The sequence below is a fragment of the Amycolatopsis dendrobii genome, from assembly GCF_014145675.1.
GTDB classification, from domain to species: Bacteria; Actinomycetota; Actinomycetes; order Mycobacteriales; family Pseudonocardiaceae; genus Amycolatopsis; species Amycolatopsis dendrobii.
The window spans coordinates 670,271-692,882 of the sequence record NZ_JACGZW010000001.1 but is presented as its reverse complement, the minus strand read 5'-3'; the positions used below and the strand labels follow the sequence as shown (position 1 = coordinate 692,882).

The window sequence follows — 22,612 nt, the reverse complement described above, 5'->3', positions numbered from 1 at the left end:
GCTCCTTCACAGACCTGCCGAACTGTCCTACGTTCCGGCGACGAACTCGGCGAGCAGCCCGTGCGGTGCGTCGGGGCCGAACATCTGCCGTTGCAGGTGCGCGCCCTCGGCGGCGGTTTCCGCGCCGCGCGGGAACATCGCCTGCTCGTACTCGGCGAGGGCGCCCTCGACGTCGCCGGGATGGGCGGCGAGCGCGAGCCCGAGTTCGGCGCCGTCGAGCATGGCCAGGTTCGCGCCTTCGCCGTTCGGCGGCGCGAGGTGCGCGGCGTCGCCGATCAAGGTCACGCCCGGCACCCGCTCCCACCGATGCTCGATCGGCAAGCCGTAGTGCGGCCGCAAGACGGGTGCGGTGGCGCTTTCGGTGATCAGCGTGGTCAACGCCGTCGACCAGCCCTCGTACTCCGCCGCGATCCGCGCGGTCGCGGCCGCCGGGGCAGTGAAATCGATGCCGTCGAACCATTCCAGCGGCCGTTGCAGCCCGATGTAGGCGTGCAGGATTCCGTCTCGCTCGCGGTGCGCGGTGATCCCGTGCCCCGGCGCGAGCACCAGCAGCATCCCGCCGCCGACCGCTTCGGCCGTGGCCGGGAACAGGCGGTCGGAGTCGTGGAGGAAGGTCTCGACCGAGGACACCCCGCTGTACTCGGGTTTCGCCGAGGACAGCAGCGGCCGGACCTTCGACCAGGCGCCGTCCGCGCCGACCAGCAGATCTGTGGTCACCGTGCCCCCGTCGGCGAACGCGACTTCGCAGCCCTGCGCCAGGGCGCGCACGCCGCTGACCTTGTGTCCCCAGTGGACAGTGCCCTCCGGCAGCGAGTCGATCAGCAGCTGCCGCAGCTCGCCGCGGTGAACTTCGGGACGGCCGCCGGTGCCGTCGTCGGGTTGTTTGAACAGCACGGTCCCGTCATGGGACACCAGCCGCAGCTCTTGTCTCCCTTCCAGGATCAGGCTGCGGAATTCGGCGGTCAGCCCGGCGGCTTCGACGGCGAGCTGACCGTTGTAGTCGTGGATGTCGAGCAGGCCGCCCTGGGCGCGCGAGGCCGGGGACGGCTCGGCCTCGTACACGGCGGCGGGGATTCCGTGGACGTGCAGGACGCGGGCGAGCGTGAGTCCGCCGAGCCCGGCGCCGACGATCGTGACGGACGTGTTCATGGCACAGCTCCTACTGGTGACAGTTCTGGTACGCCATTCCATATTGGAACGGCGTACCAGATGTGTCAAGATGAGCGCATGGCTACGGGGACGCGCCGGGCACAGCGGCGCACGGAGGCACTCTCTCGGGAGCGCATCGTCGAGGCGGCGGTGGAACTGCTGGACGCGGCGGGCGAGAGCGGCCTGACGTTCCGGGTGCTCACCGAGCGGCTCGCGACCGGGCCCGGGGCGATCTACTGGCACGTCGCGAACAAGGGCGAGCTGCTGGTCGCCGCGACCGACGCGGTGGTGGCCGACGCGCTGGCAGCGGAGCCGGCCGGCTCGCCGCGCGATGAGGTGCACGCGGTCGCGCTCGGCCTGTTCTCCGCGATCGACGCGCATCCGTGGCTGGCCGCGCAGCTGCTGCTCCAGTTGTCCCGCAGCCCGGGCGGGCCGGTGACGCCGCGGATCCTCGAAAGCCTCGGCCGCCGGGTCCGCGCGCTGGGCGTGCCCGAGGAGCACTGGTTCACCGCGACGTCGGTGCTGATGCACTACGTGCTGGGCGCGGCCGGGCAGAACGCGGCCAACAGCCGGGTCGCCGAGCCGGACGCGGACCGGGCGGAATTCCTCGCCGCCACCGCGGAAGCGTGGGAGGACCTCGACCCGGAGGAGTACGAGACGACCCGGTTGATGGCGAGCCAGATGCGCGAGCACGACGACCGCGCGCAGTTCCTCGCCGGGATCGATCTCGTGCTCGCCGGGGTCGCCGCGCTGTATCCGGGCGGGCGCGCATGACCCTCGCGCTCACCGATGCCGGGGGAGCGGGCAAGGACGCGCGGGAGCGGTTCGGGGAATTCCTGCGCGTGTACGCGTCGCTCAACACCCGGGTCGCGTACGCGACCGATCTGGGCATTCCGCTTGACTGGGTGCCCGGCTACCAGCCGCCCGATCCGGGACGCCGCCGCGGCCGTGCGCGGCGGGCCGATCCGGACGCGCTCGCGTGGCTGCCGTGGTGCCTGCGCAACGGGTTCACGTCGTTCGCCGACGTCCGGGTGGAGCACGTCGAGCAGTGGCTGGACGAGCTGGCGCGGGCCGGGTACCGCGACGCGACGCGCGGCCGGATGCTGTCGGCGGTGTCCGCGTTCTACCGCAAGTACCTGTTGCGCGAAGGTCTGGCCGGGCACAATCCCGCCGCGCTCGTGGACCGGCGGGCGCAGCATCTCAACCGGCCTTCCGGCGTCCCGTCGCAGACCGCGCGCTGGTCGTTCGACGCGTGCCGGGCGTTGCTGCTCGCGGCGTGGCTGCTGGCCGGCCACAGCCGAAACGGGCTGCGCGACCGGGCGATGGTCGAGATCCTGATCGGCACCGGGGTGCGCGCGGAGGAACTCGTGGGCGTCGATCTGGGCGACTACCGGCGGCCGGCCGCGGGCGGCTTCGGCGTGCTTCGCGTGCACGGCAAGGGATCCAAGGACCGCGAGGTCGCGCTGGCCGCGCCGGTGGCCGACGCGCTAGACGCCTATCTGGCCGAGCGGGTCACGCCGCAGGTCCCGGCGCTGCGCAGCCAGGTCGGCGCGAAGCGGGCGGAGCCGTTGTTCGTCACCAGCACCGGTGCGCGCGTGCACGTTTCGCACGTGACGGCGTTGCTGCGCCGGTTGTGCGCGACGTTCTGCCAGCCGGCCAGGACCGCGCGGCTGCAGGAGGTGCTCGACACCGCCGAGGCCCGGTTCGTCGCGACGCACCTGCAGCCGTTGTGCGACACGATCCATCCGCATTCGGCGCGCCACTCCTACGCGACGCACGCGATCGAGCGAGGGGTCCCGCCGCGCCAGGTGCAGCGCGACCTCGGGCACGCCGCGTTGTCGACCACCGAGGGGTATCTGCACGACGAGAACGCCGTCCGGGACTCGGCCGCGCACGAGCTGGCTCCGGCGCTGCATCGCGGCTGGCTCGGCTGATCAGCCGAGTTTGGCGGCCTGTGCCCGGTGCAGATCGCCGACCCATTCCCAGCCGGGCTTGGCCGACGGGCCGATCCGCGGGTCGTCGGGTTCGCGACCGTCGCGCAAGGCCTGCACGTACGCGCGGTCGAGTTTGATTCGCGCGCGCACCTGACCGGCTGCGACGGACCCGTGGCCGGGGATGACGACGTCGGCTTCGTCCGCCGCGGCTTCCAGCAGCCGCAGCCCGGTCAAGTAGTCCTCGATCGGATCGGCGGTGGTGTCGAACATCGGGACCAGGACGTCGGAAAGCATGTCGCCCGCGACGAGAACCCCGCGTTCCTCGATCAGCAGCGCGGCGTGGCCAGGGGCGTGCGCCGGGTGTTCGATGATCCGGGTTCGCGGGCCGACCCAGGGGAGATACGCGGTTCCGGCGGGCAGCGCGGTGACGCGGCCGAACAGGTCCAGCGGCACGTCGCCGGCGATCTCCGGCGGCAATCCTTCTGCGACAAGGGATTTCCAGTCCGGCTTCGCGAGCAGATCCTGCAAATAGGCGGCGCACCGGGCAGTTCCGTAGCGGGGGACGTCGCCGAATTCGGCGTGCCAGAGCGCGTGATCCCAATCCGGGTGCGTCGCGAAGCCCGCCGCGACCGGCTGGCCGAGTTCGCGGAGATCGCGGGCCAGGCAGGCGAGTTCTCCGTTCGTGAGCCCGGGGTCGACGAGCAGCACGCCGTCCCGGCCCTGCACGACGACCGCGTTGTTCTCGAGCACCTCGCTCTGGTGGACCAGCACGCCTTCCGCTGCCTGGCTCAGCATGGCACCCCCTTCGCTCGTGGAGCGCGACAGTAGCCCGAAGTGATAGCAAAGTGCAAGCACTAAGTGCACCCGGAGCAGCGGTCAAGCCTCGATGAACGGCTCGGAACACAGCGTGCAGGTGATCGGCCCCAGTTCCAGGATCGACCGGGCCGCGCGGATCCGGCGCGGGGGTTCGCAGCGGCAGATCGCCGCGACGTAGTTCGGCCCGCCGCGGTGCGCGCCGCGCCCGTCGACCGGGGCGATCACCACAGGCGGCGCGGGCGGTTCGGCCACCTCGTCCGGCCCCTCCGGGTCGTCCGGCGGGGCAGCGACGGCGCGTCGGGCGACCTCCTGCTCGGTGTGCCGCCACACGGTCAGAGCGGCTTCGAGCCGGGAGAGTTCTCCAAGGTAGGCCTCGAGAGTCGCGGGGAGCGCGGTGGTGGAGGACCAGCCGATCCGGTCCGCCTGTTCGGCGCGCAGGCCGAGTTCGGCGGCGAGCGCGGCGAAGCGTTTGTTGTGATAGCGGCCGTCGCTGACATCGACGATGTCGCGCGTGGCGGCGAGTCCGTGCGCGGCCTCGTGGAGCGTGGTGGAGAGGATCTCGGCCGCGCTGCGCCGGAGGCCTTCGGCGCCGAGGAAGAACTCGGCGCGGGGTTCGACGCCGTCTCCGACGTGCCAGCGGGACCGCGCGAAGTGGCCGTGGATCTCGGTGGTGGTGCCCATCGTTCCCGACGCCAGCACGAGGATCGCCTCGGGAACGTCCGCGTGCCGCCTCCGGATCTCGGCCCAGAGCTGTTCCATCGCGTGCATGACACGGGTCGTGGGCCCCAGTGCGGCGGTGTCCATGCGCCTATCTTGCCGCTTAAGCGGTAACTAGCTCAGCGAGAGTCCGGAAAGCACCCGCTCGAGACCGGCGGCGAAGACGGCGTCGCCATCCGGGTGGACGGCGTCGCGGGCGGTGCGGAAAAGGGTGGGGTAGCGGCCGGTGTCGAACATCCGCTTGAGGTAGGGCGCGGCGGCGCGGTGCCAGCCTTCCTCGTCGAGGCCGGTGTCGCTGATGAGCCGCCGTTCGCGGATCTCGCTGCGCACCGCGCCGGTGACGTAGGAGTGCACGGTGAACACCGTGATCATGGCGTCCTCGATCGGGCCCGGACCGGCCGCGGCGGCAAGGGAGGCCTCCAGGTACGCGAGCGCGTTCGGGCCTAGGCCGGGCCGTCCGCCGATCAGGTCCGCGAACCATTCGTGCCGCTGGACGGCGGCGCGGCAGCCGTGGGCGAGCGCGCGCAGGGCGGCCACGCCTTCGGTGTCCGGGTCCGGCAGCGGGATCTCGCCGTAGACGGCGTCGGTCATCAGGTCGAGCAGTTCTTCTTTGGTGTCGAGGTAGCCGTAAAGCCGCATCGGCCCGGCACCGAGCGCGGCCGCGACTTTGCGCAGCGACACTGCCTCCAGTCCGCCTTCGTCGGCGAGCGCGCAAGCCGTCTCGACGATGCGGGCGCGGCTCAACGGCACCGGCGTCGCGCGCGCCGGCGGTTCGGGCCGTTCCCACACCAGTTCGTCCATGCTCGCTCCTTTTCGGGTGACAGTACCGGGGCGGTTCCGATACGGTGTATTTCGCCTATACACTGTATCGAGGGGATGTCATCATGCGAATCGTGATCGCCGGGGGCGGGCTCGGCGGGCTCACCTGCGCGCGGGTGCTGCACGCGCACGGCGTCGAGGCCGTGGTCTGCGAACGCGACGCCAGCCGAGAAGCGCGGGTTCAGGGCGGCACGCTGGACCTGACGGTCGACGAGGGCCAGTGGGCGCTGCGCGAGGCCGGCCTGGAGGCGGGTTACCGCGCGATCGCCCGTCCGGAGGGCCAGGACATGGTCCTGTACGACTCCGCGGGAACCCCGCTGCGGCGGGAAATCACCCCGGACGAGGGAGAAGAACGCTGGGGCCGTCCCGAGGCGGACCGTCCGGCGCTGCGGAAACTGCTGCTCGACGCGCTTCCGGAGGAGACCGTCCGCTGGGGGCACGCGGTGACCGGGGCGGAGCCGCTCGGCGACGGACGCCATCGCGTGCACCTCTCCGGCGGCGAAACCCTGGACTGCGATTTCCTGATCGGCGCGGACGGCGCCCGGTCGAGGATCCGGCCGTTGCTCGCCGACGCGGAACCGGCGTACTGCGGGGTGCACGGGATGGAGCTGGTCATCCATGACGCGGACCGGGCGCACCCGGCGGCTTCGGCGCTCGTGGGCCGCGGCAGCTTCTCCGCGATCGGGGATCAGCAGACGCTTTCCGCGCAACGCAACGGGGACGGCACGATCCGCGTCCATCTGACCCTGCGGTGCGCCGAGGATTGGACGGAGACGTCGGGGATTCCGTTCGACGATCCGGATCGCGCTCGTGCCGCGTTGAAGGAGCTCTACGCCGGGTGGCCGGCGGAATTCCTGGCATTGGTGGACGCCACGTCCGGGCCGATGCTGGTGTATCCGTTGACCGCGTTGCCGGTCGGGGTGCGCTGGGACAGCACGCCGGGTGTGACGCTGATCGGGGACGCGGCGCACTTGATGTCGCCGTTCGCCGGGCAGGGCGCGAACCTCGCGATGCGCGACGGCGCCGAACTCGCCCTGGTTCTGGCTGAGGGCGGCGACGTGGCGAAGTTCGAGCAGGCGATGCTCGAACGCGCTGAACCGGCGGCGCGGATGTCGGCGGACAACCTGGAGCTGTTCCTGTCCGACGGCGCGGCGGAGAAGGTGCGGCACCTGTTCGCGAAGATGTCCGGGGAGGAGGATTGACGCTGTCGGCGGGCCGGGCGGTCAGGCAGGTTCGCGCAGCCGGTAGTGCTGCGGACTGCGCCCGTACTCCCGTTTGAACGCGGCGCTCAGCGTGAAGGGGCTGCGGTAGCCGACCTGGCGGGCGATCGCGGTGAGCGTCGCGTCCGGGTGCTGGCGCAGCAGGTCGGCGGCGAGGGCGAGCCGCCAGGTGGCGAGGTAGGTCATCGGCGGTTCGCCGACCGCGTCGGTGAACCGCCTCGCGAGCGCGGCACGGGAGACGCCGGTCGCGCTCGCGAGGCCGGCGACGGTCCACGGGTGCTCGGGCTGGTCCTGCAGCAGCCGCAGGGCGTGCCCGGCCACCGGATCGCCGTGCGCGCGGTACCAGGCGGGCGCGGCCGGGCGGTCGAGCCATTCCCGCAGGACGCGGACGAGCAGGAGGTCCAGCACCCGGTCCAGGACGGCTTCCTGACCGGGGACGTCGCGGTCGATTTCGTCGGCGAGCATCGCGACGAGCGGATCCGGGCTGGTCCCGGCGCGAGCGGTGACGACGTTCGGCACGGCGGCGAGCAGGCGGCGCGAAACCTCGCCGACTGTCGGGTAGGTGCCGGTGAGCAGCACGGTCGGGCCGTCGGGGTCGTCGCCCCAGGTGCGGACGCCGAACTCGGTCAGGTCGGTGAGATGCCCGCCGTCGGGCGTGCCGCACTCCTGTCCCGGGCGGATCACGGCCTGCGGCGGCGTTTCCGGATCGTCAGCGACGAGATACGGATCCGGTCCCCGGACGACGGCCACGTCGCCCCTCTCAAGGCGGACGGCTTCGGCGTTGGCGGGCACCAGCCAGGCGTCGCCGCGCACGACGGCGAGCACGGTCAGCGGCGCTTCGTCCTCGATCCGCAGCGACCACGGCGGGCGCAGCACGGACCGGAGCAGGAACGCGCCGTGCGCGCGGGGTCCTTCGAGCAACGCGGTGAGCGGATCCACCCGGCCGAGACTAGCGCCGCGGCAAGGGAAATCCTGGTGTTTTCCGGGGGTTCCCTTGCCGCGGTCCGCTTCCCTCCGCCCGAGCCGAGCGCTGGCCCGCCGCCGAGGAGCCAGCTATTTCCGCGTTGCCAAGCAAATCCCGCGAGCAACCGTCTGCTGCCCCTGTCGCGCCTCAGCCGGGCAGGGCGAAAACCGGCGCTTGGTGTCAGACGGCGAGCATCGCCGCGGCGACCTCGTCGGCCGCAGCGTCCGGGATCGCGCTCGCGGCGTCTTCCAGGACGACCAGCCGCGCACCGGGGATCTCGCGGGCGAGGGCTTCGCCGTTGCCCACCGGGAAAAACACGTCCCGGCGGCCGTGCAGCACCACTGTCGGGATCGCGAGCTCCGGCAGGCGTTCGCGCCAGCGCGGCGTGCAGTCGAGTTTGGAGAACACCATGCCGAGATGGTTGGCCATCTGCACGACCGGTTCCGTGCTGGCGGCACGGTCGAAGACGCGGGCCGCGACGGTTCGGGCCGTGTCGGGGTCGTTGCCGAGGACTTCGGCGATGGCGGCGGCCCGGTCGGCGACGGAGGAGCGGTCCGACCAGTCCGGCATCGGCAGCGCGAACAGTGCGCGCATGGCTTTCGCGTCGTGATCGGGCAGGTCCGCGTCGACGGGCCCCGGGGCGACGGGGCGGGTCCCGCAGAGCGTGAGGGCGGAGAACGCCTCGGGATGGTCGAGGGCGGCGACTTGGGCGACCATCCCGCCGACGCCGATCCCGGCCAGGTGAGCGGGCCGGTCGTCGAGTTCGCGGGCGAGCGCGGCCGCGTCGGCGGCGAGGTCGCGCAAGGTGTAGGCCGGTGCGTCCGGGTCGAGCGTGGTCGAGGCGCCCGCGTCGCGGAGGTCGTAGCGCACGACATGCCGTCCGCCGCGGGAAAGGGCTTCGCACAAGGCGTCGGGCCAGGAAAGCATCGTGGTGCCGCCGGCGAGCAGGACCAGCGGCGCGGCCGGATCGCCGAAGTGCTCGGCGCCGAGCGTGACGCCGCTGGGGAGCGTGTGCTGCATGGGGTCTCCTAGCGAGACGATGACGCATGGCTCCGAGCGGCTAAGCGATGGATCGTCTCGCGGTCTGCGGGTTGACTGGGGCGCGTTGGGGGACAAGACGAAAGGCAAGAGCGATGGTGATCGTTTCCAAGGCGGTGCTCGTGGCCGCGGTGGTCGCGGCCGGGCTGATCGCGGGGTTGTTCTACGCGTACACGGTTTCGGTGATGCCGGGCCTCGCCCATGCCGACGACCACACGTTCGTGACCGCGATGCGCCGCATCAACGAGGCGATCCTCAACGGCTGGTTCATGCTGTCGTTCCTGGGTGCGCCGCTGCTCGCCGTCGCGGCCGTGGTTCTGCACTTCACCAGCGGAGCGCAGGGCGGATTGCCCTGGCTCATCGCGGGCGCCGTGCTTCTGGTGGCGACGGTGGTGGTGACCGGCGCGGTCAACGTGCCGATGAACAACGCCCTCACCGCCGACACGGTCGACTTCGCCGCGCTGCGCGCCCGGTTCGAGGAACCGTGGGTGCGGTGGAACCTGGTGCGGACGGTGGTGTCCGCGGCCGGATTCGGGTGCCTGGTCGGCGCCGTGGTGTCCCGGGGCGCGTGACCCCGGGACACCACGGTCAGCCGGCGAGCCGGAAGCAGAGGTCGGTGTCCCAGTTGTTCGCGTCCGGCTCGAACTGCGGGTTGGTGCGGTAGATCTCGAGCCGCGCGGCCCAGTGCTCGCCGTCGGCCTCGACGGTGCGGTCCCAGCGCACGCCTTCCTTTTCGCCCCAGGCGAGCAGGTCGGCGGTCGCGGCGAAAAGACCGCTCGGCGCGCCGTGGTGGGTGGCCTGTGCGTATTTCCCGGCGGGCAGGACGTCGTTGAAGTACTCGTCGCCGAGGTCGAGGGGCTCCTTGACCGGGACGCCGGCCTCGACGGTGACGGTCTCCCTGTCCGTGCCGAGCACCAGGTACCGGAAGAACGGCGCGCAGGCGGGTTCGAGGCCGCGTTGGGCGAGGGCTCCGATGATCGCGGCGATCCGGTGCGCGACCTCGGCCATGCCGTCGGGCCCGACCGTCGCGCGGTAGCCGACGTAGCGCTGTTCGTTTCTGTCCACGATGGTGGGCAAGGGGGGTTCCTTTCCTGGACGGATGCGGGAGTCAGCCGAGCAGCGGGCGGACTTCAATGGTGCCGTAGGCGGCGGCCGGATGCCGGGACGCGTGGTCGACGGCCTCGTCGAGGTCGGCGCATTCGAGCACGGCGTAGCCGCCGATCTGGTCTTTGGTTTCGGCGAACGGCCCGTCGGTGAGCAGGACTTCGCCGTCGCGCACGCGCACCGTGGTGGCCGTCGCGGGCGGGTGCAGTCCGCCGCCCCCGACGAGGACGCCGCGTTCGACCAGGTCCTCGGACCAGCCGCCGCAGCCGAGCGCGAGCTGTTCGGCGGTCGGCTCTTCGGAGCCGGCGATCATCAACAGGTAGCGCATCAGTTCTCCTCGGTGAGAATTTCGGCGAGGCGGGAGGCGAACGCCTCGGGTTCGCCGGCGAAGCCCCCGTGGTCGCCCGGGAACCGGACCGGCTCGCCGCCGAGCGCGCGGGCCAGGCCGGCGCCCGCCTCGTACGCCGGCGTCCCGACGGCGTCTCCGACCGCGACGACGATCCGGGTGTCCGCGGCGGCGAGCGCTTCGAGATCGGGCTCCCATGCTCCGACGGCGCCCATCAGCTTGCCGAAGAACACCTCGAAGTTGCCGCGCATCTGCTTGCCCTGCTCGATCTGCTCGGCGGTGGGGTGCTCGGGCGGCGGCGGGATCTCGAATCCGCTGGCGGCCATGAACGCGCCGACCGCCGCGTCGACGCCCTGCTCCCGGTAGATCGCCGGGATGTCCGGGAAATCGGCCAGCAGGGCGCCGAGGTAGCGGCTGACCGGCGGTTCGTGCGCGACGAGCGTCCGCACCGCGCCCGGATAGCGCGTGGCGTGTTCGAGCATGGTGATCGCGCCGCCGCTGTTGGCCAGCACCGAGACCGGTCCGGCGGCCAGTTCGGTCAGCAGCCGCTGGACGTCTTCGGCGTGCTGGCCGACCAGGTCGTCGTCGAGGTCGGTGGTCCGGCTGCGGGAGATGCCGCGCGGGTCGAAGGTGACGACGGTGTAGCGGTCGGCCAGGCACGGGCGCAGCGCGGCGAACGCGGTGGCGTCCGCGGGCCCGCCGGGCACCAGGAGCAGCAGCGGTCCGGATCCGGCGACGTCGTAGTGGATCTGGGCGCCGGGCGCGCGGAGGGTTTTGGTGATCATGGCGGTCCTTCCGGAGTCGGTTGTGCCTACCCGACGAACGGACGAGACGCAGACAGACACCTCCGGCGAAGAAATTTCCGAAAGTCTCCTGCGGAGGTAGCCGCGCTCGGCTCCGGTGGGGGCCAACGCGAGTGCTTCGGTGTACGCGACCTGGGCTTCTTCGGTGCGGCCGAGCCTGCGGAGGAAGTCCGCGCGGGTGGCGGGCAGCAGGTGGTAGCCGGCGAGGTCTCCGGCCAGCCGGTCGGCGAGAGCGAGCCCGGCTTCCGGCCCGGCGGCCATGCCGACCGCGACCGCTCGGTTCAGTTCGACCACCGGACCCGGCCGGAAACGCCGCAGCTGGAGATAGAGCCCGGCGATCTGCGCCCAATCGGTGTCCCCGGCGCGGGCGGCACCGGCGTGGCACGCGGCGATCGCGGCCTGCACTTGGTACGGGCCGGGGCTGCGCCGCCGCAACGCTCCTTCCAGCAGCGCGGTGCCTTCGGCGATCGCCGTGCGGTCCCATTGGCCGCGGTCCTGTTCCTCGAGCGGGACCAACTCGCCGCCGGGACCGTTTCGCGTACTGCGGCGGGCATGGTGGAGCAGGAGCAGCGCGAGCAGTCCGGTGGCCTCTGCTTCGTCCGGCATCAAGGAATGCAGCAGCCGGGCCAGCCGGATCGCTTCGGCCGCCAGATCGGGACGCTGGAGTTCGTCGCCCTCGCTGGCCGAGTAGCCCTCGTTGAACAGCAGGTACAGCACGCCGAGCACGGCGGCGGTGCGCTCGGGCAGCAGATGCGCGGGCGGCACCCGGTACGGGATCGCGGCGGCGCGGATCTTGCGTTTCACCCGGACGAGGCGCTGCGACATGGCCGATTCGGAAACCAGGAACGCGCGGGCGATCTCCGCGGTGCTGAGCCCGGCGAGCGTGCGCAGCGCGAGCGCCACCTGTGCTTCGAACGCGAGCGCGGGATGGCAGCAGGTGAAGATGAGCCGGAGCCGGTCGTCCTCGACCCCGCTGTCTTCGCTGTGTCCACTGTGGACGGCTGTTGGTTCGTCCGGGACCGCCAGCCGCGCCGCTTCCCGGAGTTTGCCCGCTCCCGCGGAGGCGCGCCGGATCCGGTCGACGGCACGGTTGCGGGCGGCGGTGGTGAGCCATGCTCCGGGGCGCTCGGGCACGCCGTCGCGCGGCCAGGTGCGCACGGCGAGCGCGAATGCGTCCTGGGCGCATTCCTCGGCCAGGTCCCAGTCGCCGGTGACGCGGATGAGGGTGGCCACGACGGAGCCCCACTCGTCGCGGAACGCCTGCGCGACCGCGGTTTCGGCCGCGTCGTGCTGCCCGGTCACTGCGTGTCCCTCCCTGTTCGCGCCTGCGGGCGGGTTCCGCCCGCACTCTCCGCACGGTAGACCGGGGGACTGACAAGTTCGCGCGGTCAGGCTCCGGCGAGCTGGCCGATCCCGTCGAGGATGCGGGCGAGCCCGAACCGGAAATGGTGCTCGGGATCCGCGGGTCCGCCGTAGGTCTGCCCGGCGGTGGCGCCGACCCGGCTCGCGCGCGGGAAGCGGACCGGGTCGGCCGCCGGGATCTCGGCCAGTACCGGCGCGGAGCGGTTCCACCAGTCGGCGTCGGTCATCCCGCTGCGCCGCGCGGCGCGGGTCGCGTCCACCGAACCGCGCGCCGCGCCGGCGACCAGTCCGTTGAGCAGGCTGACGATCGCGTCGAGCTGGACGTCGTCGAGGTCGAGTCCGTCCATCGCGGCCAGTTCGCGCTCGTATTTGGCGAAGGTGTGCGGGCCCAGCGTCGGGCGGCCGACGCGGATCTCCAGCAGCCACGGATGCCGGTGGTAGAGCCGCCACAGGTCCTCGGCGACCGCGGTGAGCCCGGCCCGCCATCCGTCCGGCAGTTCGCCGGGGAGTTCGCCGTGCGCGTGGTCGAGCATCAGCTCCAGCAGTTCGTCGCGGCCGGGCACGTAGGTGTAGAGCGACATCGTCGCGACGCCCAGTTCGTCGGCGATCCGGCGCATGGTGACCGCGTCCAGCCCTTCCGCGTCTGCGACCCGGATCCCGGCGAACACCACGTGCTCGACCGAGAGCTTCGGTTTCGGGCCGCGGCGCGGGGGACCGGGCACGCCCCACAGCAGCTCGATGGTCCGCCGCGGATCGCCCGGTTCCTCGGTCTCCATTTCGCTCCTCGTACGCAGTACAGAGTTTTCCGGTAGACTATCCCGCAGAGGCCAGCCAGGGGAGGGCGGAGCACTGAATTCAGTGGTGGTGGAGCCGGGCCGGGTCGTGTTCTGGAGACCGGACGGATCAGAGCCGGACGGTCCCGGGGCGCCCGGCACCGTCGAGGTCGTGCTGCCGGGCGGGGTGCGCACGGTGCCCGCGCTGCGGGTGCCGGCCGCGGACGCGGTGCCGGTGCTGCGGACGCTGACCGATCCGTCGGCGCGGTTCTGGGCGCTGGCCGCCGAAGCCGCGGAACGGCTCGCGTCGGCCGGGTGGACCGGAGCGCTGGACCCCGACGAGGAAGCCTGGCTGCGCCGCCTCGCCGACGCGATGCCGCCGCACGCCCACGCGACGCCGATCCCGGGCGACCCGACGCGGTTGCCGGAGCCGTATCCGCTGCTGATGCGGTTCCTCGGCGACGTCGCCGGGGTGGAGCCCGCGCTGCGGGTGTCGCTGCGGATCGAGTCCGACGACCTTGCGGGCGGCCGGTTCCGCGCGGTCGTCCAGGTGCACGGCGGGGCCGAGCCGCTGGTCGACGCGGAAGAGCTGTGGCGCACCGGCAGCCAGGAGGCGCGGCACGAGGTCCTGCTGACTTTGCGGCACGGCGCCGAGGTGTGGCCCGCGCTGGCACCGCTGCTGTCGGCGGCGGTTCCCTCGTCCGTCGCGCTGGGAGACCGCGAGATCGCCGAGCTGCTCGCCGGCGCGCTCGACGCCGCGGAGCTGGCGGTGCACTGGCCCGCGGAGCTGACCGGGCTGGCCGCGCGAGCGGTCGTCCGGCCGGGCGACGCGCCGTCCGACGCGCGGTCGTTCTTCGGCGGCGACCGGGTGCTGCAGTTCGACTGGCAGCTCGCGCTCGGCGACAGCGAGCTGAGCGTCGCGGAACTCGACGCGCTCGCCGAGGCCCAGCGTCCGGTCGTCCGGCTGCGGGACCGGTGGGTGCTGCTGGACCGCAAGACCGCCGACCGCGCGCGGGATCGCACGCTCAAGCCGCTGACCGCGATCGAGGCGCTGGGCGTCGCGCTCACCGGCCGCACCGAGGTCGACGGCGACCAGGTGGAGGTCCGCACCGACGGCTGGCTGGAGGACCTGCGCGAGCGGCTGTCGGCCGATCCCGCCCCGGTGCCGCAGCCGGAGGGGCTGGCCGCGACCCTGCGCGACTATCAGCTGCGCGGCCTGCACTGGCTCGACACCGTCACCGGCCTCGGGCTCGGCGGCTGTCTCGCCGACGACATGGGGCTCGGCAAAACCGTCACGCTCATCGCCCTGCACCTGCATCGCGGCGCCGGCCCGACGCTGGTCGTGTGCCCCGCTTCGCTGCTGGGCACGTGGGAAACCGAGATTCGCCGGTTCGCTCCCGCGACGCCGGTGCGGCGGTTCCACGGCACGGCGCGGTCGCTGGACGAGCTCGGCGGCGGGTTCGTCCTGACCACCTACGGCACGCTGCGCACCGATCCCGCGCCGCTGGCCGAGGTGAACTGGGATCTGCTGGTCGCCGACGAGGCCCAGCACGTGAAGAACCACCGCTCGGACACGGCGAAAGCGTTGCGGCTGCTGCCTTCCTCGGCGAAGGTGGCGCTCACCGGCACGCCGGTGGAGAACACGCTGACCGAACTGTGGGCGATCCTCGACTGGACCACGCCCGGTCTGCTCGGCCCGCTCGCCGATTTCCGCAGGCGCTGGGGGAAGCCGGTCGAATCCGGAGCCGACCCCGCGGTCGCCGAGCAGTTGTCCCGGCTGCTGCGGCCGTTCCTGTTGCGCCGCCGCAAATCCGACCCGGGGATCGCGCCCGAGCTGCCCGCCAAGACCGAGACCGACCGGCCGGTGTCGCTCACCGCCGAGCAGGCGGCGTTGTACGAGGCGACCGTGCGCGAGCTGATGGCGGACATCGCCGCGAGCGACGGGATGGCCCGCCGCGGCCGCGTGGTCAAGCTGCTCACCGCGCTCAAGCAGATCTGCAACCATCCCGCGCAGTTCCTCGGCGAGCCCGAGAACAGTACGCTCGCCGGCCGGTCCGGGAAGCTCGAGCTGCTCGACGAACTGCTCGACACGATCCTCGCCGAGGACGGCGCGGTGCTGGTGTTCACCCAGTACGTGGTGATGGCGCGCCTGCTCGAACGGCACCTCGCCGCGCGCGGCGTCCCGTCGCAGCTGCTGCACGGCGGCACCCCGGTCGCCCGGCGCGAGGAGCTGGTCCGCGGTTTCCAGAACGGCGACGTGCCGGTGTTCCTGTTGTCGCTCAAGGCCGCGGGCACCGGGCTCACCCTCACGCGCGCCGATCACGTCGTGCACTACGACCGGTGGTGGAATCCGGCGGTCGAGGACCAGGCGACCGACCGCGCGTACCGGATCGGGCAGACCCGGCCGGTGCAGGTTCACCGGCTGGTCGCGGAGGGCACGGTCGAGGACCGGATCGCGGCGATGCTGCGGGAGAAACGCGCGCTCGCCGACGCGGTGCTCGCCTCGGGCGAGGCCGCGCTCACCGAACTGACCGACGCCGAGCTGGCCGAGCTCGTCACCCTCCGGAGGCAGCGATGACCGACCGGGTCCGCGGATTCCCCGCGTTCCCCGCCCGCCCCGGACGCGGCCCGTTCGCCCGCACCTGGTGGGGCCGCGCCTGGCTGCAGGCGATGGAGGACACCGCGCTCGACCTGCGGCAGCTGAAGAAGGGCCGGAGCTATGCCGCGGCGGGCCTGGTCGGCCCGATCACGGTCAGCCCCGGCCTGATCACCGCGACCACCGAGGACGCCGACGACGGCCCGTACCGCACCGGCGTGCACCTGGCCGAACTGTCCACAACGGACTGGGAGCTGCTGCTCGACCGCGCCGCCGACCACTCCGGCCACCTCGCGGCACTGCTCGACCGGCACTTGCCGCCGGAGCTCGCCGAGGTCGTCCCGCTGCTGCCCGGCATCGGCGACCTCGACCCGGACTGCGACTGCCCCGGCTGGGAACTCCCGTGCCGGCACGCCGCCGCGCTGTCGTTCCAGGTCGCGTGGCTGCTCGACGCAGACCCGTTCCTGCTCCTGCTCGCCCGCGGCCGGACCGAGCAGGAAATCCTCGACGAACTCGGCCGCCGCACCGCCACCCGGGTCACCACCGGGGTGCCGGCCGCCGACGCGTATGCCAGGGAGGTGCCGCCGCTGCCGGATCTCGCGGAGTTCACGCCGCGCGTCCGCTGACCCGCACGCTCGCATGGCCGGGTCCCCGACCGGGGCGAGCGTCTGTTCACCTGTCACGAGTTCCCCGAGGTTGCGAAGGTGAGCGACCACGGGACGGTTTCCGGTATTGCCTGCTTTCGCGGCGAGCTTTGTGCTCGGGTTGCGGTGGCAGCCGCAGGCTTCGGCGACGAGCTGGGCACGCGAGTGCGGCAAGTACCGTCCGATCGTTGCGCGGCGGGTGGCACCGGAACGAAGCCAACGCTGCGTGTTTCGGGCGATGGGCTCTCGTTGTCGTCCGGGACCGGTCCCATGCCGATCGGATTAGCGTCCCCGCATGCGAAAGATGATGGTCAGGACGGCCCTCACGGCATTCGGAGCGGCCGGGGCCACCGCCGCGTGCGGCGGCACGGCGACCGCGCCCCCGGCTGCGCCGCCGTCGTCTCCGGCCGCGGCGAGCACCAGCGCGAGCGCGGCGCCGAGCAGCACCGCGCCCACGACCAGTTCGGCGCCCAAACCGTTCCCCGCGGCGGCGGACGGGACCAACCTGCGCGCCTGCGCCGACGGCGACTGCGAAATCCTGGTGACCGGGCCGGTGACCATCCGCTTCGACAAAAGCCTCGGGATGAGTTCGCTGGACATCACCGCGGTCTCGCCCGCCGGCGTCGACTTCCAGTCCGTTTCGCCGTCCGGGACGGTGGTGTCGGCGATGGGGCAGACCCCGAGCCAGGGCGGGGCGTCCACTATCAACAGGCTGTCGTTCGAGGTGGTCGCGCTCGAGGGATCGAAGGCGGTCGTGAGGTTCACGCACACCTGACCGAGCGCCCGGTCCGGCGGCTGCGGACGAGAGCGCTCACACCTGCGCGAAACCACCGTCGGCGAACACCTCGGCGCCGTTGACGTAGCTCGACGCGTCCGAGGCGAGAAACGTCGTGACGGCGGCGATCTCCTCGGGTTCGGCGAGCCTGCCGAGCGGGACTTCGCCTTCGGACCGCTTGAGCGCCTCGGGCGGGACCAGTTCGAGGAGACCGGGGGTCCGGGTGCCGCCAGGGGACACGACATTGACCCGGAAACCGTGCGCACGCGAACTGAGCGCCCAGCCTCGGGCCAGGTTGCGGATCGCGGCCTTCGATGCCGCGTAGACCTCGAGTCCCCGGCTGGGCCGGGTCGTGGCGGTCGAACCGGTGAGGATCACCGAGGCGTTCGCGCTGAGCAGCGGCAGCGCTTGCTGCACGGTGAAGATCGTTCCCTTGACGTTGGTGGCGAACACCGAGTCGACCAAGTCCTCCGTCACTTCGCCGAGGGAAGCCATGATGCCGATGCCCGCGTTGGCGACCAGAACGTCGACGCGACCGGCCTGCTCGCGCACGATTCCGTAGAACGCGTCGAGTTCCGCGGGCACCGAAACGTCACAGACCACGCCAGTCACGGCGGGTCCGAGTTCGGCGACCGCCGCGTCGAGCGCGTCCTTGCGGCGGCCGGTGACGAAAACCTGGGCGCCCTCGTCGCGGAACGCGCGTGCGGTCGCGAATCCGATGCCGCTTCCGCCGCCGGTGACCACGGCGATTTTGCCTGCCAAGACGGGCATGCCGTTCTCCTTCAATGTTATTGACCGTTAGGTCCATAACCCTCGCAGATCTGGACCGTACGGTCAATAACATTGCGGCAGCGGGGAAGACGGCTTCTCGACGTGAAGGACGGAGTTGCCGCTACCGCGCCGGGACGGGCAAGAGCCGCGCCAGGGCGGACTGGGCGGCCTGGACGAGCACGTCGATGTCCACGCCGGTGCGCCCGAGCGCGATCAGGCCGAGCTGCGAGACGAGGACCGCGCGGGCGGTCTCGGCGGGGTCGGCGTCAGGGGAGAGGTCGCCTTCGCGCTGGGCGCGTTCCAGTGCCTCGGCGAGAATCCCCGCGATCGCGTCATAGCTGCGCCGTGCCTCGGCAGCCACGTCCGGAGTGCTCGTCGCCAGTTCGGCGTTGCTGTTGGCCAGCAAGCACCCTCGGCGCGCGACCGCTCCGGTCGGGTCGGCGGTCGGGCCGAGCAGGAACGTGCGCACCAGGTCTGTCCCGCGCGCCGCGGACGCCAGGCCTTCGCGCAGCGTCCGCAGGTTCGCGTCGTCGTAGTCGCGCAGCACTCGCAGGAACAGGCTTCGCTTGTCGCCGAACGCCCCGTACAGGCTGCCTTTGCCGAGACCGCTCACGCGCAGCAGGTCGTCCAGCGACGTCGCCGCGTAGCCCTTGTCCCAGAACTCGTCGCGGACAGCGAGCAGCACGCGATCTTCGTCGAACTCGCGAGGCCGGGCCATGCGCCGACCCTACTGGTTCTGGACCGCACGGGCCACAATGGCGGCTCAGGAGAGCGCGAGCCCGTGGAGGAGCGCGTCGACCACGCGGGCGGGCAAGTCCGGTTCGAGCGGCTCGCGGGTGAGCACGATCCGGAAATGCAGCGGCGCGACAAGCATCTCCAGGACGAAGCGCGGATCGGTGTCCTCGGGCAGTTCTCCGCGTTCGACCGCCCGCTCGGCGATCCGGCCGGACTGGGCGTAGCGGGCCTCCCAGTACCGGTCGCGCAGCTGCCGGGTGATCGGGTCGTCGCCGGCCGAGGCCAGGGTGCGGTCGAGGGCGTTGCCCGCGGGCGAGGTCAGGTATTTCGCGAGCGAGGCGGCGTAGGCGATCAGGTCGTCGCGCACATTTCCGTTGTCGGGCACCGGAAGCTGTTCGGCGGCGTCGGCGAGCAGGGCGTCGATGACGAGGTTCTCGCGGTTGCCCCACCGCCGGAAGATCGACGTCTCGTTCACCTGCGCGCGCCGCGCCACCTCGGACACTTTCAGACCCGTCAGGCCCTGGTCCCGCAGGAGCTCGTTGGTCGCCTCGATGACCGCGGCGCGCACCCGGGCCGCCCGTCCGCCGGGCCGTCGCCGGACTTCCGAATCGCTCACCGGCAGCACTCTAATACAAGTCCACTTGCTTTAGCGTGTGCCAGTCGCCATACTCCCTGACGCAAGCTGACTTGCTTTAACGGTGACCCCCTGGAGTACTGAGATGCGCATCGAACGGGACATCGAGGTCCCCGCCCGCACCGGCTCGCCGATCCTGGCCGACCTGTTCCTCCCCGACGAGCCCGGCGGCGCGGTCCCCGTGCTGGCCTCGATCAGCCCGTACGGCAAGGACGTGCACTGGCCGGACCGCTATCCGCTCTACGACCTCGTGCCGCAGAGCGAGCACATGGTGTGGGAGACGCCGGATCCGGAGTGGTGGACGGCCCGCGGCTACGCGGTGCTGCGCGCCGACACCCGGGGCACCGGCAAGACGCGCGGCAGGATGGACCTGATGAGCCCGGGCGATTCCGAGGACTTCTACGACGTCGTCGAGTGGGCGGCCGGACAGCCGTGGTCCAACGGCAAGGTGGCTTCCAGCGGCATCTCGTGGCTCGCGATGATGGGCTGGCGGGTGGCGGAGCTCCAGCCGCCGCATCTCGCCGCGATCGTGGCCTGGGAAGGCGCGACCGACTTCTACCGCGACTTCGTCTACCAGGGCGGCCTGTACGCCCACGGGTTCGTCGAATTCTGGTGGAACCGCCAGATCACCCCGCAGCGCAACGGAGAAGACGGAGACGACTGGCGCGAGGTGCTCCCGCAGCGCCTCCTGCTCGACGACTACCACCAAGCGCACATCGTCGACCTCGACCGGGTCACGGTGCCGGTGCTGTCGGCAGGCAACTGGGGCGCCCTGCACGTCCACCTGCGCGGCAATATCGAAGGCTGGGCCCGCGCGGCGTCGCGGGACAAGTGGCTGGTGGTGCACACCGGCACCCACATCGATCCCTACTACGCCGACTGGGCGCTGGATCTGCAACTGCGCTTCCTCGACCGTTTCCTCAAGGACCAGCCCGACCGGATGGACGGCGTGGCCCCGGTGCAACTGGCGATCCGGCACGGCCGAGAGGTCGAATGGCGAGACGCCACGGATTTCCCGCTCCCGCAGACGCAGTGGCGCGAGCTTCACCTCGGCGAAGGCGTTCTCGACTGGGACCCGCCCGCGCACGCCGCGACGGTGGCGTATCCCGCCAGCTTCGACACCGCCCCCGTGACCGAGCCGCTCGAGCTGACCGGTCCGGTCGCGCTGCGCCTGTGGCTCAGCGCCGAGCAGGACGACCTCGACGTCTTCGCGCGGGTGCAGCACATCGGCGCGGACGGCGAGCCGATCCCGGGTGTCGGCCCCCAGGGCGATCCGGTCCCGATGACCATGGGCTGGCTCAAGGCTTCGCACCGCGAGACCGATCCCGAGCGGTCGCTGCCGCACCGGCCGTGGCACCCCCATGCCCGCGAGATTCCCCTCGTGCCCGGCGAGCCGACCCTGCTGGAGGTCGAGATCTGGCCCACCAGCATCACTCTCGCGCCGGGCGAGCGGCTGCGCCTCGAACTGGTCACCGGGGACAGCGACCTCGGTTTCCTGACCCACGACCATCCCGGTCTCCGCCGTCCGGCGACCGGCGCTGTCGTCCATCTCGGCGGCGACCACGCCTCCAGCCTGCTCGTCCCCGTCATCCCGCGATAAGGAACCGCCATGCGACAGCTCGTGGACATCTCGGTTCCGCTGCGGGGCGGGATCGCGTCCGACCCGCCCGGCCACCGGCCCTCGATCACCTACGTCGACCACCAGGAGTCGGTCCCGGACCTGCTCGCCTTCTTCCCGGGCGCGACGGCCGCGGACCTGCCCGACGGCGAAGGCTGGGCGATCGAGCGGATCGAGGCCACCACCCACACCGGCACCCATCTCGACGCCCCGTACCACTACGCGTCCACTATGGACGGAGGCCGCCGGGCGATGACGATCGACGAGGTGCCGCTGCACTGGTGCTTCCAGGAGGGAGTCAAGCTGGACTTCCGGCACCTGCCCGACGGCCACGTCGTCACGCCCGCCGACATCGACGCCGAACTGGGCCGGATCGGCCACCGGCTGCGCCCGCTCGACATCGTGGTGGTCAACACCCGGGCCGGGACCCGCTACGGCCAGGACGACTACGTCGCTTCCGGCTGCGGAGTCGGCCGCGCCGCCACGCTGCACCTGCTCGAACAAGGGGTGCGGGTGACCGGAACCGACGCCTGGAGCTGGGACGCCCCGTTCCGCTACACCGCCGAGCGCTACGCCCGCGACCACGACCCCTCGATCATCTGGGAAGGCCACCGGGCCGGCCGCGAGATCGGCTACTGCCACCTCGAAAAGCTGCACAACCTGGAAAGCCTCCCGGCCACCGGATTCCAGATCGCCTGCTTCCCGGTCAAGATCCACGCGGCCTCGGCGGGCTGGACCCGCGCGGTGGCGATCTTCGACGAGGAGGCGGCATGAGAATCGGTTCCGTGCACGTCGACGGGGTGCGCCGGTACGGCGTTGTCGACGGCGACCGCATCGGGCTGCTTCCCGAGACTGCGGACGTCTTCGAGGTGCTCGCCGCCGGGGATGCCGCGGCGGCGAGCGAGTCGGTCTGGGACGAAACCGCATCGATCGGCGTCCCGGTGCCGGTCGCCAGCATCCGCGACTTCATCGCCTTCGAACAGCACACGGCAGGCTCGCTGCGCGCGATCACCGGAAACAGCGAGGTCCCGGACGCCTGGTACGAAGCCCCCGCCTTCTACTTCACCAACCCGCACGCGGCGATCGGCTCCGGCTCCCCGGTCCCGATGCCGCCCGGGTGCGAAGTGCTGGACTTCGAACTCGAAGTCGCGGCTGTGATCGGCAAAGCGGGCTTCAACCTGTCCGTCGCCGAGGCCGCGGACCACATCGCCGGGTTCACCATCCTCAACGACTGGTCGGCCCGCGATCTGCAGAGCCGCGAAATGCGCGTCGGGCTCGGACCGGCCAAGGGCAAGGACACCGCCACCACCCTCGGCCCCGTGCTGGTCACCCCGGACGAACTGGCCGACGGCGAAAGCGGCGGCCGGTACGACCTCGCCATGGAGGTCTTCGTCAACGACACCCCCATCGGCGGCGACACGCTCGCCAACATGGCCTGGACCTTCGCCGAACTGATCGCCTACGCCAGCCGCGGCGCGTGGGTCCGGCCCGGCGACGTACTCGGCTCCGGAACCTGCGGCAGCGGCTGCCTGGCCGAACTGTGGGGATGGCACGGCGAGCGGCAACCGCCGCCCCTGCGCGTCGGCGACACCGTCCGCATGACCGTGCAAGGGATCGGCACCGTCCACAACACCGTCGTCGCCGGACCGCCCCTGCACGACGTTCCCCCTGCCCGGCGCACACGTCGGGGGAGAAACCCGGCCTGACCTCGCCGCGGGTCACCCGATCCGGTGGACCCGGATTCGGCGCCGATGCCGCCTGACCAGCGGCATCGGCGGACGCACCGGCCTGGCG

22 protein-coding genes and 2 pseudogenes are annotated in these 22,612 nt (G+C 71.9%); 10 read left to right on the top strand and 14 right to left on the bottom strand.

Annotation, left to right across the window (positions count from 1 at the left end; translation table 11 throughout):
* Positions 1-27 precede the first annotated feature (27 nt).
* Entirely contained in the window at positions 28-1,149 is a 1,122-nt protein-coding gene (locus H4281_RS03135) for an FAD-dependent oxidoreductase (protein WP_182889326.1), read from the bottom strand.
* Positions 1,150-1,227: 78 nt separating this feature from the next.
* On the opposite strand from H4281_RS03135, the gene H4281_RS03130 reads away from it, so the two are divergent.
* Together H4281_RS03130 and H4281_RS03125 are read left to right on the top strand one after the other, a co-directional pair.
* Complete coding sequence (locus H4281_RS03130) at positions 1,228-1,923, top strand: TetR/AcrR family transcriptional regulator (protein WP_182889325.1); 696 nt, start codon at positions 1,228-1,230, stop codon at positions 1,921-1,923.
* Positions 1,920-3,083, top strand: a complete 1,164-nt coding sequence (locus H4281_RS03125; protein ID WP_182889324.1) for a tyrosine-type recombinase/integrase — start codon at positions 1,920-1,922, stop codon at positions 3,081-3,083. The genes H4281_RS03130 and H4281_RS03125 overlap by 4 nt, the downstream gene beginning before the upstream one ends.
* On the opposite strand, the gene H4281_RS03120 is transcribed toward H4281_RS03125, so the two are convergent.
* The 3 genes from H4281_RS03120 to H4281_RS03110 form a co-directional block, all read right to left on the bottom strand.
* Positions 3,084-3,878, bottom strand: a complete 795-nt coding sequence (locus H4281_RS03120) for an MBL fold metallo-hydrolase (RefSeq protein ID WP_182889323.1) — start codon at positions 3,876-3,878, stop codon at positions 3,084-3,086. It lies immediately after the preceding gene.
* An 81-nt stretch (positions 3,879-3,959) separates the two neighbouring features.
* A complete protein-coding gene (locus tag H4281_RS03115) occupies positions 3,960-4,703 on the bottom strand; it encodes a hypothetical protein (RefSeq protein ID WP_182889322.1) in 744 nt (247 codons plus the stop codon).
* A 27-nt stretch (positions 4,704-4,730) separates the two neighbouring features.
* Positions 4,731-5,417 carry a TetR/AcrR family transcriptional regulator gene (locus H4281_RS03110; protein ID WP_182889321.1) on the bottom strand — a complete coding sequence of 229 codons (687 nt, stop codon included), beginning with the start codon at positions 5,415-5,417 and terminating at the stop codon, positions 4,731-4,733.
* An 83-nt stretch (positions 5,418-5,500) separates the two neighbouring features.
* On the opposite strand from H4281_RS03110, the gene H4281_RS03105 reads away from it, so the two are divergent.
* Positions 5,501-6,637 carry an FAD-dependent oxidoreductase gene (locus tag H4281_RS03105; RefSeq protein ID WP_182889320.1) on the top strand — a complete coding sequence of 379 codons (1,137 nt, stop codon included), beginning with the start codon at positions 5,501-5,503 and terminating at the stop codon, positions 6,635-6,637.
* 21 nt (positions 6,638-6,658) lie between these two features.
* Here H4281_RS03105 and H4281_RS03100 read toward each other — a convergent pair whose 3' ends face one another.
* Together H4281_RS03100 and H4281_RS03095 are read right to left on the bottom strand one after the other, a co-directional pair.
* Positions 6,659-7,594 (bottom strand): AraC family transcriptional regulator, encoded by a 936-nt coding sequence (locus H4281_RS03100; protein WP_182889319.1) that lies wholly within the window; start codon positions 7,592-7,594, stop codon positions 6,659-6,661.
* Positions 7,595-7,799: 205 nt separating this feature from the next.
* Complete coding sequence (locus H4281_RS03095) at positions 7,800-8,639, bottom strand: alpha/beta fold hydrolase (protein WP_182889318.1); 840 nt, start codon at positions 8,637-8,639, stop codon at positions 7,800-7,802.
* Positions 8,640-8,752: 113 nt separating this feature from the next.
* Between H4281_RS03095 and H4281_RS03090 the strand changes: the two genes are divergently transcribed.
* The gene (locus H4281_RS03090; protein ID WP_182889317.1) at positions 8,753-9,229 is read left to right on the top strand and encodes an anthrone oxygenase family protein; all 477 of its coding nucleotides are present in this window, start codon (positions 8,753-8,755) and stop codon (positions 9,227-9,229) included.
* A 16-nt stretch (positions 9,230-9,245) separates the two neighbouring features.
* On the opposite strand, the gene H4281_RS03085 is transcribed toward H4281_RS03090, so the two are convergent.
* The 5 genes and pseudogenes from H4281_RS03085 to H4281_RS03065 form a co-directional block, all read right to left on the bottom strand.
* Positions 9,246-9,734: a GyrI-like domain-containing protein gene (locus tag H4281_RS03085; RefSeq protein WP_182889316.1), complete on the bottom strand. Its 489-nt coding sequence runs from the start codon at positions 9,732-9,734 to the stop codon at positions 9,246-9,248.
* Between the two features lie 31 nt (positions 9,735-9,765).
* Entirely contained in the window at positions 9,766-10,089 is a 324-nt protein-coding gene (locus H4281_RS03080) for a YciI family protein (RefSeq protein WP_182889315.1), read from the bottom strand.
* A pseudogene (locus tag H4281_RS03075) lies at positions 10,089-10,817 on the bottom strand (alpha/beta fold hydrolase); the annotation flags it as partial. The pseudogene H4281_RS03075 and the gene H4281_RS03080, both read right to left, overlap by 1 nt.
* Positions 10,818-10,961: 144 nt before the next feature.
* Positions 10,962-12,212 (bottom strand): annotated as a pseudogene (locus H4281_RS03070) (RNA polymerase sigma factor); the annotation flags it as partial.
* A gap of 86 nt (positions 12,213-12,298) precedes the next feature.
* Entirely contained in the window at positions 12,299-13,048 is a 750-nt protein-coding gene (locus tag H4281_RS03065; RefSeq protein WP_182889314.1) for a TetR/AcrR family transcriptional regulator, read from the bottom strand.
* A 208-nt stretch (positions 13,049-13,256) separates the two neighbouring features.
* Between H4281_RS03065 and H4281_RS03060 the strand changes: the two genes are divergently transcribed.
* From H4281_RS03060 to H4281_RS03050, 3 genes are all read left to right on the top strand, one after another.
* Positions 13,257-15,623, top strand: a complete 2,367-nt coding sequence (locus H4281_RS03060) for a DEAD/DEAH box helicase (protein ID WP_446680380.1) — start codon at positions 13,257-13,259, stop codon at positions 15,621-15,623.
* A complete protein-coding gene (locus tag H4281_RS03055) occupies positions 15,620-16,267 on the top strand; it encodes an SWIM zinc finger family protein (protein ID WP_182889312.1) in 648 nt (215 codons plus the stop codon). Before H4281_RS03060 ends, H4281_RS03055 begins: the two co-directional genes overlap by 4 nt.
* Positions 16,268-16,580: 313 nt before the next feature.
* Positions 16,581-17,060: a hypothetical protein gene (locus tag H4281_RS03050; protein WP_182889311.1), complete on the top strand. Its 480-nt coding sequence runs from the start codon at positions 16,581-16,583 to the stop codon at positions 17,058-17,060.
* A gap of 36 nt (positions 17,061-17,096) precedes the next feature.
* On the opposite strand, the gene H4281_RS03045 is transcribed toward H4281_RS03050, so the two are convergent.
* The 3 genes from H4281_RS03045 to H4281_RS03035 form a co-directional block, all read right to left on the bottom strand.
* Positions 17,097-17,831: an SDR family NAD(P)-dependent oxidoreductase gene (locus H4281_RS03045; RefSeq protein WP_182889310.1), complete on the bottom strand. Its 735-nt coding sequence runs from the start codon at positions 17,829-17,831 to the stop codon at positions 17,097-17,099.
* Positions 17,832-17,952: 121 nt separating this feature from the next.
* Positions 17,953-18,549, bottom strand: coding sequence for a TetR/AcrR family transcriptional regulator (locus H4281_RS03040; protein ID WP_182889309.1), 597 nt, complete (start codon positions 18,547-18,549; stop codon positions 17,953-17,955).
* 45 nt (positions 18,550-18,594) lie between these two features.
* Positions 18,595-19,182: a TetR-like C-terminal domain-containing protein gene (locus H4281_RS03035; protein WP_182889308.1), complete on the bottom strand. Its 588-nt coding sequence runs from the start codon at positions 19,180-19,182 to the stop codon at positions 18,595-18,597.
* Between the two features lie 103 nt (positions 19,183-19,285).
* On the opposite strand from H4281_RS03035, the gene H4281_RS03030 reads away from it, so the two are divergent.
* The 3 genes from H4281_RS03030 to H4281_RS03020 are packed head-to-tail and all read left to right on the top strand — an operon-like array spanning position 19,286 to position 22,524.
* Positions 19,286-20,800 carry a CocE/NonD family hydrolase gene (locus tag H4281_RS03030; protein ID WP_182889307.1) on the top strand — a complete coding sequence of 505 codons (1,515 nt, stop codon included), beginning with the start codon at positions 19,286-19,288 and terminating at the stop codon, positions 20,798-20,800.
* 9 nt (positions 20,801-20,809) lie between these two features.
* Positions 20,810-21,592 (top strand): cyclase family protein, encoded by a 783-nt coding sequence (locus H4281_RS03025; protein ID WP_182889306.1) that lies wholly within the window; start codon positions 20,810-20,812, stop codon positions 21,590-21,592.
* Entirely contained in the window at positions 21,589-22,524 is a 936-nt protein-coding gene (locus tag H4281_RS03020) for a fumarylacetoacetate hydrolase family protein (protein ID WP_182889305.1), read from the top strand. Before H4281_RS03025 ends, H4281_RS03020 begins: the two co-directional genes overlap by 4 nt.
* The last annotated feature ends 88 nt before the right edge of the window (positions 22,525-22,612 follow it).

Coding starts and splice junctions, on each gene's coding strand:
- H4281_RS03135 (WP_182889326.1), bottom strand. CDS start 1,149: ATGAACACGTCCGTCACGATCGTCGGCGCCGGGCTCGGCGGACTCACG.
- H4281_RS03130 (WP_182889325.1), top strand. CDS start 1,228: ATGGCTACGGGGACGCGCCGGGCACAGCGGCGCACGGAGGCACTCTCT.
- H4281_RS03125 (WP_182889324.1), top strand. CDS start 1,920: ATGACCCTCGCGCTCACCGATGCCGGGGGAGCGGGCAAGGACGCGCGG.
- H4281_RS03120 (WP_182889323.1), bottom strand. CDS start 3,878: ATGCTGAGCCAGGCAGCGGAAGGCGTGCTGGTCCACCAGAGCGAGGTG.
- H4281_RS03115 (WP_182889322.1), bottom strand. CDS start 4,703: ATGGACACCGCCGCACTGGGGCCCACGACCCGTGTCATGCACGCGATG.
- H4281_RS03110 (WP_182889321.1), bottom strand. CDS start 5,417: ATGGACGAACTGGTGTGGGAACGGCCCGAACCGCCGGCGCGCGCGACG.
- H4281_RS03105 (WP_182889320.1), top strand. CDS start 5,501: ATGCGAATCGTGATCGCCGGGGGCGGGCTCGGCGGGCTCACCTGCGCG.
- H4281_RS03095 (WP_182889318.1), bottom strand. CDS start 8,639: ATGCAGCACACGCTCCCCAGCGGCGTCACGCTCGGCGCCGAGCACTTC.
- H4281_RS03090 (WP_182889317.1), top strand. CDS start 8,753: ATGGTGATCGTTTCCAAGGCGGTGCTCGTGGCCGCGGTGGTCGCGGCC.
- H4281_RS03080 (WP_182889315.1), bottom strand. CDS start 10,089: ATGCGCTACCTGTTGATGATCGCCGGCTCCGAAGAGCCGACCGCCGAA.
- H4281_RS03065 (WP_182889314.1), bottom strand. CDS start 13,048: ATGGAGACCGAGGAACCGGGCGATCCGCGGCGGACCATCGAGCTGCTG.
- H4281_RS03055 (WP_182889312.1), top strand. CDS start 15,620: ATGACCGACCGGGTCCGCGGATTCCCCGCGTTCCCCGCCCGCCCCGGA.
- H4281_RS03050 (WP_182889311.1), top strand. CDS start 16,581: ATGCGAAAGATGATGGTCAGGACGGCCCTCACGGCATTCGGAGCGGCC.
- H4281_RS03045 (WP_182889310.1), bottom strand. CDS start 17,831: ATGCCCGTCTTGGCAGGCAAAATCGCCGTGGTCACCGGCGGCGGAAGC.
- H4281_RS03040 (WP_182889309.1), bottom strand. CDS start 18,549: ATGGCCCGGCCTCGCGAGTTCGACGAAGATCGCGTGCTGCTCGCTGTC.
- H4281_RS03030 (WP_182889307.1), top strand. CDS start 19,286: ATGCGCATCGAACGGGACATCGAGGTCCCCGCCCGCACCGGCTCGCCG.
- H4281_RS03025 (WP_182889306.1), top strand. CDS start 20,810: ATGCGACAGCTCGTGGACATCTCGGTTCCGCTGCGGGGCGGGATCGCG.
- H4281_RS03020 (WP_182889305.1), top strand. CDS start 21,589: ATGAGAATCGGTTCCGTGCACGTCGACGGGGTGCGCCGGTACGGCGTT.